The sequence below is a fragment of the Sphingobacterium sp. B16(2022) genome, from assembly GCF_012030425.1.
In the GTDB taxonomy this organism is placed as follows: domain Bacteria; phylum Bacteroidota; class Bacteroidia; order Sphingobacteriales; family Sphingobacteriaceae; genus Sphingobacterium; species Sphingobacterium anhuiense.
Window position 1 is genome coordinate 124,043 of the sequence record NZ_JAAUVN010000007.1, and the last position, 13,807, is coordinate 137,849.

Below are 13,807 nucleotides of genomic sequence, written 5' to 3' on the forward strand. Positions count from 1 at the left end.
CACCCAGAAATTTAGTTTGTTTTTAAAAAGAAAGGTAATCTTGGAGAAGATTACCTTTTCTTATTGTAAATGTGTATGATCAATTTTTATACTTAAGTTACGCAGATCATCAGATGCAGGACTTTCAAAAACTTCTAGTTTGAAGTATGTAATGACAGCAAATAAATGGTCAAATAAATCAGATCGGATACCTTCATAGATCTCAAAGCGGGTGTCATTTGAAAATACGTATATTTCTAATGGTACTCCATGTTCTGTCGGATCCATTTGACGTACCATACTGATCATATCCTTGTTTATGTTTGGATTCTGTCTAATATATGCTGTCGCATAAGCTCTAAACAGACCGATATTTGTCATTTTGCGTCCATTTACAGGCATGGATTGATCGGCTTGACTTCTATTGTTGTATTCACTAATTTCTAACCTGCGTTGTTCAATAAAAGGTTTAAGAATTTGAATTCTCTCTAAATCTTTGATTTCTTCCTCAGTCATAAACCGAATAGTGGAAATTTTAATATTTATTGCTCTTTTTATTCTTCGTCCCCCAGAGGTCTGCATACCTCTATAATTTTTAAAAGAATCAATCAGTAAAGTATGCGTGGGTATTGTGGTGATGGTTTTGTCAAAATTTTGCACTTTCACATTATTTAGGTTGATTTCGATAACTGTCCCATCGGCATTATGTTTTGGCATTTCAATCCAGTCACCCACCCGTATGGAGTCATTGGCAGAGACAGATATACTTGCGACAAAGCCAAGGATGGTGTCTTTGAATACCAGCATTAAAATGGCAGAGGCAGCTCCTAGCGAGACCAGAAATGATAACGGAGAAATACCTGTTAAGATAGAAAAAGTAATGGTTCCTCCAATGCAGATTAAGACAATCTGAGAAACCTGCAAATAACTTTCCAATGGTTTGTCAGCAAAGCTTTTTCTAGTTTTAAGGATATCACGTAGTGTTTTTAATGCAGAATGCACAATGAGCATAATGTTTAAAACTAGCAAGATCTCTATTCCTTTATTGATTGCTTCTAACCAATTTGGAAATCCTAGAAATATGATTGGACTGATCTGCTGGGCAATGAAAAGTGGAATGAAGTGACTGATGTATTTCAGCGTTTTATTTTTTATCAAATAATCATCTATTGAGTTTTTCGATTTTATTATAAAACGGGTTACAACAGAAAGGATTACCTTTCTGGCTATAAAGTCTATAATTAATAAAATTAGAATAACTAAAAATAATAGAACGATGGAATTGATTGTATGTGCCCATTCACTATTGAAACCTGCCTGTAAAAGTTTATGATAGGACCAATCGTAAAATTTTGATTGAGATTGTTTATTTATTTCTTCTAAATAGTCTGTAGTAGATAGCTGCATCTACAAATATAAAAAAAAGCCATTCGACAGAATGGCTTTTTTATTATTTAGCGCCTAAAGGCATATTTTTATCGTGTTTATGTTTGAAAAGAATAGCAAAAAGAACTGCTAACACCAAAGTATAAAGCGAAAATGTTAACCAGATATGATGCCAGTCTTTAAGGATCAAATTTGTATTGAATAAACCATTTTCACTAATGGAGAGTCCTCGTTCTTTAACTAAATTGATTAACTTATTATTATTTACATCTGTATCTAAAAATGAAGCGAGCTGTTTCACATTAGTAAATGAAATGGAGAAATATTTGTCGATGATCCATCCTGAAACTAAACTGCCAAATACTGCACCAAAACCATTGGTCATCATCATAAATAGGCCCTGCGCAGAACTTCTTATTTGCGAACTAGTGGATGTTTCTACAAATAAGGAACCTGAAATATTAAAGAAATCAAAAGCCATACCATATACAATACATGATAATATGATCATCCATAAACCAGAAGATGGATCGCCATAAGCAAATAAACCAAAACGCAATACCCAAGCAAACATGGATATCAGCATAACCTTTTTAATTCCGAATCGTTTTAAGAAAAATGGTATGGCAAGAATAAATAGCGTCTCAGATATCTGTGAAATTGACATGATGATCGTTGAGTATTTGATTACAAACGAATTTGTATATTTAGGAAAGAATTTAAACTCATCTAAAAATACATCTCCATATGCATTTGTCAGCTGAAGAGCAGCACCTAAAAACATGGAAAAGATAAAAAACAATGCCATCTTATAATTTCCAAATAATTTGAAAGCTTCCAGACCTAGTGTACGTACCAGAGATGATTGCTCGCTTTTGATATTTCTAGGTGGACATTTGGGAATAGAAAAAGAAAACAATCCTAAACCTACTGCGGAGGCTCCGGCAATATAAAATTGCATACCTGTTGCTTTACTGCCTGTCAAGTTAACAATCCACATGGCTGCAATAAAACCAATAGTTCCCCAAACACGGATTGGGGGGAATGCCTTTACCAAGTCATATTTCCCTTGAGTGAGCACAGTATATGCGATGGAATTTGATAGGGCAAGGGTTGGCATGTAGAAACACATGGCAAGGAGCATCGCATAGAAAAAAGTAACAGGATCATTTATTTGTGGTAGATAAAAGAGTACCGCCGCATATAAAAGATGTAATACCAAATACAGTTTTTCAGCGTTAACCCATCTGTCTGCGATAATTCCCATTAAAGTAGGCATAAACAAAGAGGCAAAACCCATTGTTGCAAATATAGCTCCAAACTGGGTACCGTCCCATTGCTTAGTACCAAACCAGTAATTTGCTATTGTAATTAACCAAGCTCCCCACACAAAAAATTGGAGGAAGTTCATAATGGTCAACCTTAATTTAATAGACATAAGTAATATAGAGTTGAGTTTGTTTTTTTGTCGATGATTGTGACCTTATTTTCTACGTGATATCTCATCACGGATTAATGCAGCCTGCTCATAGTTTTCATCATGAAGGGATTGTTCGAGAACCGTTTTTAATTGTTCATCTGTAAGGCTTGAGAAAGGATTTTGAATTTTTGATTTTTCTTCTTTGACATCATCTTCAACGATTTCAGCATTTACTGCATTTTCTAGATTTTCAAGAAAGGCAAACTCATTGCCTTCGATAACGATGCCGGCAGAAGATAAGATGAAGTCGTAAGCATAGATGGGTGTTCCAAAACGAACAGCTAGTGCAACAGCATCTGAAGTTCGGGCATCGATTTCTACAGTTTTTTCTCCATCTGAACAGATGATTTTGGAATAAAAAATGCCTTCTATTAAATTATATATAAGAACTTCCTGTATATTAATTTGAAAAGCTTTTGCAAAATTTTGAAATAAATCATGTGTTAGAGGACGACTGGGAACCATCTTTTCTATTCTAATCGCAATAGCTTGTGCTTCGTGACTTCCTATTATGATAGGAAGACGGCGATTACCTCCAGACTCGCCAAGCACTAATGCATATGCACCTGATTGCGTCTGACTGTAGGATAGTCCAATGATGTCTAACTTGATTTTCTTCATTATGATACCTTTACGGTTTACAAATTTAGATAAATTTGCTTAGATAAGCAATATAATCAAGGAGATATAAAGGTAATTTTATTCATTTATACCTATTTTAAGTGACTTACATAATTATACTCGGGTAATCATTATATGCTCTGTGATAGGGTGTTTAATAGTAGAAAATGAAAAAATAATTTGAAATAAAAAAACTCCATTAACAAATAAATTGCTAATGGAGTTTTTTATTCAGGAACTTTATATTCCTTTGTAAGCTTTTAAAGCTGTGATTAATTTAGGAATAACCTCAAATGCATCTCCAACAATTCCATAATCTGCTACTTTGAAAAAAGGAGCTTCAGGATCTTTGTTGATCACAACAATTGTTTTTGAAGCACTGACCCCTGCTAAATGTTGTATTGCTCCTGAGATACCAATTGCAATATATAAATTGGGAGTTACCGCTATTCCCGTTTGTCCAACGTGCTCAGAATGTGGTCTCCATCCCGCGTCAGAGACCGGTTTTGAACATGCTGTAGCCGCACCAAGTACATTAGCAAGTTCTTCGATCATACCCCAGTTTTCTGGACCTTTCAATCCTCTACCTGCGGAAACAACAATTTCTGCCTCAGGTAATGAAATTTTATCTGTTGCTCTAATGATATCCTTAACAATCGTACTAAAATCTGACGCATCCAAACTCGGAGAATAGGTTTCAATAGTTGCTGTTCCTTCGGAATCTTTTGCTTCAAATGAATTGGGATTAACAGCAATTACTTTGACAGCCGAAGTTAATGCGACATAAGCAAAGGCCTTGCCTGAAAAAGCTCCAGTTTTGACTTGTAGCGTTTCTCCATTTATACTAGGTAATTCAATAGCTCCGTCGGCTAAACCAGCTTCTAATTTGGCAGCAACCCGCGGGGCTAACCCCTTTCCAGAAAAAGAATTTGACAATACAACTATTGATGCGCTTGATGATTTTGCTACATCAACGATGATAGCGGCGTAAGCCTGGTTTACAAATGAATTTAATTGTTCTGTATTGACATTTAATACCTTACTTGCTCCATATTTACCCAAAATACTTAATTGCGATTCTTCAACATTACCGATTGATAATGCAATAACTTCAGTTCCCGATTGTTCTGCAATAGCTTTAGCATAAGAAACAACCTCAAATGCCGATTTCTTGAACTTACCGTCTGTATTTTCTACATATACTAATATTGACATATTCTTTACGATTAGAGTTGATTAAATAACTTTTGCTTTTTCATGCAGAAGAGAAACTAATTTTTCGACATCTCCAGCATCAACCAAAGTGACAGCACCGCGCGGAGCTGGAGTTTCAAATTTGACAATATGCGACAACTGAGCTACTTCAATAGGTTCGATTACATCTAATGACTTTGTTCTAGCGGTCATAATACCTCTCATATTCGGTATTTTTGTTTCTGCTACCCCTTCAGCTGTACCAATGACAGCTGGTAGATTTAAAGTTAGAACTTCTTTGCCACCTTCGATTTCTCGTTCTACAGTTGCGCTATTGCCGTCAATATCTAGTTTTTTACTGATAGAAACGGAAGGAATATTTAGGATCGTAGCTACGAGAGCTCCTACTTGAGTTCCATTATAATCAATGGATTCTCTACCGGTTAATATAAGATCAAAGCTGTTGTCTTTTGCATAATGAGCAATCTGATTGGCAACAAACCAAGCATCTCTTGGTAAGGCATTTACTCGTATTGCATTATCTGCACCAGTCGCTAGCGCTTTTCGGATAGTAGCCTCAGTACTTGCATCCCCAACTGTAATAACAGTTACGGTGCCTTTACCGCCTTCAGCCAAATCTATTGCTTTTGATAAAGCAATTTCATCGTAAGGATTCACTATGTATTGCACACCAGCATTATTAAAAGCGGTGTTGTCATTGGTGAATGTAATCTTGGAAGTAGTGTCAGGGACATTACTTATACACACTAATATTTTCATAATTTATTACCGTTTTATACAAACCTAATATAATTTACTTTAAATGTAAAGATAATTTGGGAGAGTACCATACTGTCTGCAATGGAATGTTGAGTTATGTTTTTGTTAAAATAAAGGTATGTAAATTATTTTATTGATAATTTATGGTCTTTAAATAGATTTTTATTTATTAAATGTGTATTTTTTATTATAGGTTGATTAAATTTTATACAGTTTATGATTCGTCAATGGTTTGTCATTTTTGTATGCTAGCATAGTAATTTGTTGTCGAAATGAGCTTTTTAGCTTCTTTGATTATTTGTAGCTTTACCGGTATAAAATTAAAAGCTATACATAATGTCAGACCGTTTAGAACAATTGAAGGAGTTTTTGAAAGATTCTCCACAAGATCCTTTTTTGAAATATGCTTTGGCTACCGAATATTTAAAATTAGGAAATCAAGATGAGGCGCTTAAGGGGTATACTGATCTGATAAGTGATCATGCCGATTATGTTGGAACTTATTACCACTTGGGGAAACTTTATGAGAAAATGAATCGTGTAGAAGATGCACGAGATATTTATAAAAAAGGTATGGTCATAACACAACAAAAACGCAATATGCATGCGTTAAGTGAATTGCGCGGAGCATTAAGTTTACTGGACGGAGATGATGAAGATGAATATTAACATTTTTTTAACATTTTAATCTTGCTTTTTGGTACTTAATTTGTCTATATCTCTGTGGAGATTTGAGAAAGAGTTTTAAAGAAGATGAAAAGGCTATTTATTATATTATGCTGTATCTTATTTGTTTTTGTTGCATGTGATAACCAACGTAAAGGTGCTGAAGCAGTTAAAGACAAACAAGATCACCAAAGCGCTACTCTATATGAATTGAGCGGAGCATACAGCGGAGTAATGCCTTGTGCAGATTGTGACGGGATCGAAACTGTTTTAAAGTTAAACCAAAATTTTTCCTATAGTTATACCTCAAAATATCTTAATAAAAGTGATGAAGTATTTGTCAAAGATGGAAAGTGGAAATTTGAAAATAATGTGATCACACTTGAAGGAGTGGATTATAAATTCAAACTGGGTGAAAAGGCAAAACTTTGGCAATTGGATTTATCAGGTAATGAAATCGTCGGAGAATTGGCAGAGAATTATAAGTTAGAAAAACTAACACAATAGTCATTTTAATAAAATCACATTAACAAAAAAAGACCTTCAAATTTTGAAGGTCTTTTTAGTTTTTTTCTATTTGCAGATCTCTTTGAGGTGATTAACAACGAAGTCTACTTCTTCTTTTGTATTGTTTCTACAGAAAGAAAAACGTACTGAAGGTCTTGTGCCGTCCGCCCTTATAGCTCCTAGTACATGTGATCCGATATCGGTTCCAGAACTACAGGCACTTCCACCCGAACAGGAAATACCAGCAATATCTAGATTGAATAATAACATATCTGCCATATCCGTACATGGAAATGATACGTTTAAAACAGTGTAAAGTGCTTTATTTGGTTCAGTGACACCATTAAATTTAATATCTGGAATTGCTATCTGCAATTGTTCAATCATATAAGATTTTAACCCCTGTATGTAAGCACTATGTTCTTCCATATGTTCGTAGCTCAGTTCTAAGGCTTTTGCTAGTCCTGCGATACCATATACATTTTCAGTTCCACCACGCATATTACGTTCTTGTGCACCACCATAAATCATGGGTTTGATTTTCGTATTTGCATTAATGTATAGAAAACCAACTCCTTTCGGTCCATGGAATTTATGTCCAGCTCCCGTTATAAAATCAATTTTTAGCTTACTTAGATCATGTGGATAGTGACCCATAGTTTGGACAGTATCAGAATGAAAGATTGCTTTATACTTTTGACATATTTCTGATATTTTTTCAATATCATTTAAATTTCCAAGTTCATTGTTACCATGCATAATGGAAACGAAAGTTCTAGGGTTTTTTGAGAGTAAGTCTTCTAATTGATTTAAATCAATATTACCAGTGGAATCTACATGCAGTAAGTCGAGATGAACTTTTCCTGATTTTTCCAATTCTTCTAATGTATGAAGCACAGCATGGTGTTCTATTGGTGTAGTGATCGCATGTGTAATTCCAAAATCTACAATAGAACGTACAATTGCCATGTTATCAGCTTCTGTACCACCAGAGGTAAAGAAAATTTCAGATGGAGAAGTATGTAAGATTTGCGCAATGGATTTACGCGCCTTTTCAACAATTGTTTTTACTTGTCGTCCATGTGAATGAATAGAAGAAGGGTTTCCAAAATTATTTTCCATGGTGTCTATCATGACACGAATGACTTCTGGATCTAGCGCTGTAGTTGCAGCATTATCAAAATATACTTGCATAATGGACAAAATTAAGTAAAAGTAAGTTTACTTATTTAATGGTATTGAGATTATTTAATAAAATTGCTTGTTTTTGATTTTTTAAAAAAGGTCAGTGTGGCAAGCAAAGCCCCCAAAAGACCTAGATAAGCGAGGATATCACCATTTTTTGTGTAAATAGTCAATTCCTCACTGAGGTTGATTTCTTGTGTTAGGGCTGCAGGTACCCACCAATCTGTTTTTTGAATGATGTCTCCGCGCTGGTTGATAAAGCCCGATATTCCCGTATTCGCAGAGCGGGCTACCCATCTTCGATTTTCAATGGCTCTTAACTTTGCGTAATCTAAATGCTGATCTTTACCAGAAGTATTTCCCCACCAACCATCATTTGTAATGATGGCAATAAATTGGGCCCCTTGTTGGATATATTGTGCAACATAATTCCCCCAGATAGACTCATAACAGATGACGGGAGCTGCACCGATACCACTTTGTGAATAAAATACCGATGGTTTATCCTGTTTTCCATATCCTCCGGTCGTTCCGCCAAATGCACTAAATAAAGGCTTTAAGAAATTAATAGCAGTGCCAAATGGCATTTGCTCAACACCGGGAACTAGTTTCGATTTATGATAAAATTGTAGTTTGGAAGACACGTCAACTAAAGTTGCCGCATTGAAATTGTCTTTATATAAGTTTGGTCCTACTTCTCTAGCAGTACTTGTTCTTTTATCGTTATATAATCTATAACTCTCTATCCCAGATAGTACGTTGCCATTTTTATAGTCATTTAGAAAATTAATAAGCGAATCAAATGTACTTGTAATTCTAAAATCTTCTTCATCGAAATCACCTCTTTGTGACAATGCTGTTTCTGGCCATATAAAAAACTCCGTATTCGGCTTGGCAACAGATTTTGATAGTTGCATCAAAGTTTGCAATTGTTCTTCAGGGCTGATATGACCAAATTTTCCAAATGGGTCAATATTAGGTTGGACAGTTACAATCTGAGAAGGGTTAATATGCTCCTCGTACGTCATATAGCGAATGACTGAGTATGAAGAGGGGATAAGCAACGTAAGGACTAACACAATAGTAATCCTACGAGGTTTTGCTACAATATTCATTTCTTTCTTGTTTAAATAAAGTAAGAAAATTAAAATATTGCTTAACCATATCCACATTGTACCACCATATACTCCAGTAAACTCATACCATTGAATTAATTGATGAAAATTTGAGAACCCATTACCTAAAGTCATCCAGGGAAATGCTAGATCCCAGGATTGATGTAAATATTCATAAGATATCCAGAAGGCCATTAATCCAAACAGGGAAAGAATAATGGATGTTTTTTTCCGCATTTGATAGTATAGTCGAAATGCAAGTGCCATTAATAATGATCCTAATAAAAAAGGAATGAGTGAAATAAAAATGGCAATATACCAGGGCATTACTGCAGATATAGAATTGTATACCCAATAAATAGAGGCCGTATTCCATAGCACTGCCGTTAATCCTGCTGTAAAAAAAATCTTTTTACCTTTTTTAATATAGGTTTGATTACGGATGATATTTTCAACTGCGATTAAGAGCGGGAGAAAGGCAATTAATAAGATCGGACTACTGTAAGGTACAGGTGGCCATCCTAACCATAATAAAAAGGCACTTAAAAGTGCCAGTAAATATTGATTTCTCACGATTAAATTTGAGATAAGATTTCGTTTTTCTTGTTTTCGTACTCTGCCTGTGTAATCAACTGTTTGTCAAAGAGGTTTTTTAATTTTCTTAATTTGAGTGTTATCTCATCATCTTCTTCAACTACAGCAGGTGCAGTTACCTCAATAATTGGAGGGACTGTAGTTTCGGGTACAATAGTTTCATTGACCTCTTCCACTATAGGCAAGGACGGTATGTTTTTAGAGGTAGGCTCTTCCTCTATTATAGGTTGATGAATTTCAAATGAGGGAGCTGTCTGTTTAGGAGCGGTTACAATAAATTTTTCTCTCTCCTGCTCGATTTCTTTTAATTTAGATGTTTCTAAAGCTCCTTTGATTAGCTGGTATAATTTACGTGCCTGTACTTTAGGGATGTAATCAATACTTAAATTTTCCCCAGTACTAGGGATTACGGTAACCTTAGAACCAAAAATTTCTTCTTTAAACGCGATATCTTTGATATCTTTCCAACTGAAAATTTCAAAATCTGTTGCTAAGCCCAGCTTTGTAAATTCACACATGAAAATACGTTTGTTACTAATCGTTATACTGTCGGGAAGAATGGTAACGGCCGGTTTTTTCTGTACGGCGATATAATCAATTCGCTCTCCCTCTGTCATCATGTCTTGCAATTTGACAACTAACTTTTCTACAATTTTTATGTCCTGGCCATCAATGGCAAAAAGTTCAAAGTTCATGTTAAATCTATTTTAAATAAATGAAGGCTAAACTTATTCTAAACCTCCCACACAAAATACAAATTCTCCTTTAATAGGATTGTTTTCAAAATGTAATTTTAAATCAGTTAAAGTACCTCTTACATTTTCTTCATACAGTTTACTTAATTCTCGTGATATCGAAGCTTGTCTTTCTGCTCCAAACACTTGAATAAACTCATCAATTGTTTTAAGGATACGATGTGGTGATTCGTAAAATATCATCGTTCGTTTTTCTTCAGCCAAGAATTTCATACGGGTTTGACGTCCTTTTTTCACAGGTAGAAATCCTTCAAAACAAAAACGGTCATTTGGAAGTCCAGAATTAACCAAGGCAGGAACAAAAGCGGTTGCACCAGGTAGACATTGTACTTCAAGCCCCTCTTTAATTGCCTCCCGTACTAATAAAAAACCGGGGTCAGAGATAGCTGGAGTACCGGCATCTGAAATTAGGGCAATAGTCTGACCTTCTTTTAGAAATCTAATGATTTCTGAAATCGCTTTATGTTCATTGTGCTGATGATGCGCAAATACTTTTTTTTCGATTCCAAAATGTTTCAAAAGGGGGGCACTTGTGCGTGTATCTTCGGCAAGAATAACATCTGCTTCTTTTAACACACGTATAGCGCGAAAAGTCATGTCTTCTAAATTGCCAATTGGCGTAGGAACTAAATAAAGCATTTACAAAGGTAAGTTTTTTTTAATAATTGTAATCAAGGCTTTGACTTGCCTTTTTTTAATAGCATGGGCTATTTTATTTATAGTAGTATTAAGCTCATTTCATTGGATAGAATCCTAATATGAAATGAGCTTTTTAAATTTATTTTGCTAAAATATTTTCAATTTGCTGTAATTCTTCTCTTGTAAATTGCTGGTTCTTTACCGCATTGACGGCATCTTGAATCTGTGATACTTTACTTGCTCCAATTAAAACTGATGTCACTTGAGGTTTCTGTAATAGCCACGATACAGCCATTTGTGCCAGTTTTTGATTTCGATGCAGCGCTATTTCGTTTAAAGCTTTTATTTTTTCGATTTTATCTGAAGTGATATCACTTTCATGAAGTGAAATACTTCCAGAAGCCGCTCGTGAATCTTGCGGAATACCATGTAAATATTTATCAGTAAGTAAACCTTGGGCTAAGGGTGAGAAAGGAATACAGCCGACTTGCTCCTCTGTAAGCAAATCCAATAGGCTTTCTTCGACCCAGCGCTCAAACATAGAATACTTAGGTTGGTGGATGAGACAAGGCGTGCCCATTTGTTTTAAAAGATCTATCGCACGTTTTGCTTCAGGTGTTTTATAGTTCGATATCCCGACATATAAAGCCTTTCCTTGTTGGACTAATAAGTTTAAAGTGGCCATTGTTTCTTCCAATGGTGTTTCCGGGTCCGGTCTATGGTGATAAAAAATATCTACATAATCCAGATTCATTCTTTTTAAACTTTGATCTAAGCTAGAGACTAGGTATTTTTTCGAACCCCAATCCCCATACGGGCCATCCCACATCGTATAACCAGCTTTGGAAGAGATAATCATTTCATCGCGAAGTCCTTTAAAGTCTGTCTGTAATATTTTTCCGAAATTTTCTTCTGCCGAACCAGGAGGCGGCCCATAGTTGTTCGCAAGGTCAAAATGCGTGATACCCGAATCAAATGCTGTCTGTATTAACTTACGACTGTTCTCAAAATCATTGACATGACCAAAATTTTGCCATAAGCCCAATGAGATTGCTGACAATTTAATTCCGGAATTACCCGAACGGCGGTATTCCATTTCTTGATATCGATTATTCGCAGGTGTATAGTGCATCTGTTATTATGCTTTATGATTTTATATAAAGGCAATTTACAAGTAATCTTACATATATAAAGATCTTGATGTAAAATTGATTTTAATTTTCATTCGGACTTATTAATTGAACTTCACCTATTATATTTCTTCTCTATAATATTTCGTGATGGAAGAGTGGGATATCGATTCGTGTATAACAATCATGAGTGCCAAATAGAAAGGGCGGGAACGAACAATTTTGTTTAATAAATGACAGAATAAAAATTGTAAATAAAACAAATTTATCTAAGTTTGTTTCTTTAAAAATACATACAATTATGTTGCAATTGAATTATATCCGTGAAAACAGGGATAAGGTAATCGAAAGATTAGGTGTCAAAAATTTCAAGGAAATTGGATTAGTAGATGAAATCATCACTTTGGATGAACAACGTCGTAAAATTCAATCCGAGTCAGATGCCCTTTCAGCTGAAGCAAATTCATCCGCAAAAAAAATCGGAGAATTAATGCGTCAAGGTAAAAAAGAAGAAGCTGAAGCCGTAAAATCCCAATCCTCCGGATATAAAGAACAGATCAAAAGTTTGACAGATCATTTAGATCGTGTTGAACAGGATTTAAATGCAAAGATTGTCCAACTTCCCAATCTTCCACATACTACCGTTCCTGTAGGTGTATCAGCAGATGATAATGAAGTTGTGTTAGAAAACGGAACTATCCCTACATTAGCAGATGATGCGGTTAGTCACTGGGATCTGTTAACTAAATACGGTATCGTAGATTTGGAGTTAGGTGTAAAGGTAACAGGTGCAGGTTTCCCTGTCTATAAAGGAAAAGGAGCTCGCTTGCAACGTGCATTGATCAACTTCTTTTTAGATGAAGCTGCAAAAGTGGGGTATGAAGAAGTACAGGTACCTATTATGGTTAATGAGGCATCTGCATTTGCTACAGGTCAGTTACCTGATAAGGAAGGCCAGATGTATCATGTAACACACGATGATCTATACTTGATACCAACAGCGGAAGTTCCCGTTACAAATATCTATCGCGATGTTATCGTAAAAGAAGAACAATTTCCTATTAGACATTGTGCTTATACACCTTGTTTCCGTCGCGAAGCGGGATCGTATGGTGCGCATGTTCGTGGTTTAAATCGTTTACATCAATTTGATAAAGTAGAGACAGTACAAATCGTTCATCCCGATCGTTCTTATGATGCATTGGAAGAAATGAATACTTATGTGCAGGGACTGTTACAAAAACTTGAATTACCTTATCGTGTATTGCGTCTCTGCGGTGGTGACATGAGCTTTACAGCCGCGTTGACTTATGATCTGGAAGTATACAGCGCCGCTCAAAAACGTTGGTTAGAAGTGTCATCAGTTTCAAATTTCGAAACGTATCAATCTAACCGTCTGAAAGTGAGGTTTAAAAACCAGGATGGTAAAATGCAATTGGCTCATACATTAAATGGATCTGCATTAGCTTTACCACGTATAGTCGCTTCTTTATTGGAGAATAATCAAACAGATAAGGGTATAAAAATACCGAAAGTACTAGTTCCCTATACAGGATTTGAATATATCGATTGATATTAATTTAATATAAATTGAAAGGGTTGTAATTTTTTACAACCCTTTTTTTATGTTAAAATTTTGTTAAATCTAATGATTGCCGTATTTAATTCTGTGTAATGGGGAATTATGAAAATTTAATTTATATCAGTGCTGCTTGCATTATTCGTAATATAGAAGCTTCATATTTACATTAGTTATGAAAAAAAAACTTTTTTGTT

At 35.1% G+C, this 13,807-nt stretch carries 13 protein-coding genes; 3 read left to right on the forward strand and 10 right to left on the reverse strand.

Translation table 11 applies throughout. The features are described 5' to 3' along the window. Positions 1-60: 60 nt before the first annotated feature. From HCX49_RS24260 to HCX49_RS24280, 5 genes are all read right to left on the reverse strand, one after another. On the reverse strand, positions 61-1,386 hold the full coding sequence (locus tag HCX49_RS24260; protein WP_168128378.1) for a mechanosensitive ion channel family protein: 1,326 nt from the start codon (positions 1,384-1,386) through the stop codon (positions 61-63). A gap of 43 nt (positions 1,387-1,429) precedes the next feature. Next, the gene (locus HCX49_RS24265) at positions 1,430-2,803 is read right to left on the reverse strand and encodes a nucleoside permease (protein WP_132844556.1); all 1,374 of its coding nucleotides are present in this window, start codon (positions 2,801-2,803) and stop codon (positions 1,430-1,432) included. 45 nt (positions 2,804-2,848) lie between these two features. Then, positions 2,849-3,466 carry a bifunctional nuclease family protein gene (locus HCX49_RS24270; protein ID WP_132844555.1) on the reverse strand — a complete coding sequence of 206 codons (618 nt, stop codon included), beginning with the start codon at positions 3,464-3,466 and terminating at the stop codon, positions 2,849-2,851. 240 nt (positions 3,467-3,706) lie between these two features. Continuing rightward, entirely contained in the window at positions 3,707-4,681 is a 975-nt protein-coding gene (locus tag HCX49_RS24275) for an electron transfer flavoprotein subunit alpha/FixB family protein (RefSeq protein ID WP_168128379.1), read from the reverse strand. Positions 4,682-4,702: 21 nt separating this feature from the next. Next, positions 4,703-5,440 carry an electron transfer flavoprotein subunit beta/FixA family protein gene (locus HCX49_RS24280; protein WP_168128380.1) on the reverse strand — a complete coding sequence of 246 codons (738 nt, stop codon included), beginning with the start codon at positions 5,438-5,440 and terminating at the stop codon, positions 4,703-4,705. Positions 5,441-5,776: 336 nt separating this feature from the next. Between HCX49_RS24280 and HCX49_RS24285 the strand changes: the two genes are divergently transcribed. Together HCX49_RS24285 and HCX49_RS24290 are read left to right on the forward strand one after the other, a co-directional pair. Further along, entirely contained in the window at positions 5,777-6,109 is a 333-nt protein-coding gene (locus HCX49_RS24285; protein WP_132772167.1) for a tetratricopeptide repeat protein, read from the forward strand. A gap of 84 nt (positions 6,110-6,193) precedes the next feature. Next, complete coding sequence (locus tag HCX49_RS24290; RefSeq protein WP_021189447.1) at positions 6,194-6,613, forward strand: copper resistance protein NlpE; 420 nt, start codon at positions 6,194-6,196, stop codon at positions 6,611-6,613. Positions 6,614-6,679: 66 nt separating this feature from the next. Here the strand turns inward: HCX49_RS24290 and HCX49_RS24295 are convergent, their stop codons facing one another. The 5 genes from HCX49_RS24295 to HCX49_RS24315 form a co-directional block, all read right to left on the reverse strand. Further along, positions 6,680-7,807 carry a cysteine desulfurase family protein gene (locus tag HCX49_RS24295; RefSeq protein WP_168128381.1) on the reverse strand — a complete coding sequence of 376 codons (1,128 nt, stop codon included), beginning with the start codon at positions 7,805-7,807 and terminating at the stop codon, positions 6,680-6,682. 50 nt (positions 7,808-7,857) lie between these two features. Then, complete coding sequence (gene lnt / locus HCX49_RS24300; protein ID WP_168128382.1) at positions 7,858-9,486, reverse strand: apolipoprotein N-acyltransferase; 1,629 nt, start codon at positions 9,484-9,486, stop codon at positions 7,858-7,860. A 2-nt stretch (positions 9,487-9,488) separates the two neighbouring features. After that, the gene (locus tag HCX49_RS24305; protein ID WP_132772170.1) at positions 9,489-10,202 is read right to left on the reverse strand and encodes a PH domain-containing protein; all 714 of its coding nucleotides are present in this window, start codon (positions 10,200-10,202) and stop codon (positions 9,489-9,491) included. A 33-nt stretch (positions 10,203-10,235) separates the two neighbouring features. Next, on the reverse strand, positions 10,236-10,901 hold the full coding sequence (gene rsmI, locus HCX49_RS24310) for a 16S rRNA (cytidine(1402)-2'-O)-methyltransferase (protein WP_132772171.1): 666 nt from the start codon (positions 10,899-10,901) through the stop codon (positions 10,236-10,238). Between the two features lie 139 nt (positions 10,902-11,040). Further along, complete coding sequence (locus HCX49_RS24315; protein WP_168128383.1) at positions 11,041-12,033, reverse strand: aldo/keto reductase; 993 nt, start codon at positions 12,031-12,033, stop codon at positions 11,041-11,043. A 299-nt stretch (positions 12,034-12,332) separates the two neighbouring features. Between HCX49_RS24315 and serS the strand changes: the two genes are divergently transcribed. Continuing rightward, positions 12,333-13,604, forward strand: coding sequence for a serine--tRNA ligase (serS, locus tag HCX49_RS24320; RefSeq protein ID WP_168128384.1), 1,272 nt, complete (start codon positions 12,333-12,335; stop codon positions 13,602-13,604). Positions 13,605-13,807 lie beyond the last annotated feature (203 nt).

Coding starts and splice junctions, on each gene's coding strand:
- HCX49_RS24260 (WP_168128378.1), bottom strand. CDS start 1,386: ATGCAGCTATCTACTACAGACTATTTAGAAGAAATAAATAAACAATCT.
- HCX49_RS24265 (WP_132844556.1), bottom strand. CDS start 2,803: ATGTCTATTAAATTAAGGTTGACCATTATGAACTTCCTCCAATTTTTT.
- HCX49_RS24270 (WP_132844555.1), bottom strand. CDS start 3,466: ATGAAGAAAATCAAGTTAGACATCATTGGACTATCCTACAGTCAGACG.
- HCX49_RS24275 (WP_168128379.1), bottom strand. CDS start 4,681: ATGTCAATATTAGTATATGTAGAAAATACAGACGGTAAGTTCAAGAAA.
- HCX49_RS24280 (WP_168128380.1), bottom strand. CDS start 5,440: ATGAAAATATTAGTGTGTATAAGTAATGTCCCTGACACTACTTCCAAG.
- HCX49_RS24285 (WP_132772167.1), top strand. CDS start 5,777: ATGTCAGACCGTTTAGAACAATTGAAGGAGTTTTTGAAAGATTCTCCA.
- HCX49_RS24290 (WP_021189447.1), top strand. CDS start 6,194: ATGAAAAGGCTATTTATTATATTATGCTGTATCTTATTTGTTTTTGTT.
- HCX49_RS24295 (WP_168128381.1), bottom strand. CDS start 7,807: ATGCAAGTATATTTTGATAATGCTGCAACTACAGCGCTAGATCCAGAA.
- HCX49_RS24305 (WP_132772170.1), bottom strand. CDS start 10,202: ATGAACTTTGAACTTTTTGCCATTGATGGCCAGGACATAAAAATTGTA.
- rsmI (WP_132772171.1), bottom strand. CDS start 10,901: ATGCTTTATTTAGTTCCTACGCCAATTGGCAATTTAGAAGACATGACT.
- HCX49_RS24315 (WP_168128383.1), bottom strand. CDS start 12,033: ATGCACTATACACCTGCGAATAATCGATATCAAGAAATGGAATACCGC.
- serS (WP_168128384.1), top strand. CDS start 12,333: ATGTTGCAATTGAATTATATCCGTGAAAACAGGGATAAGGTAATCGAA.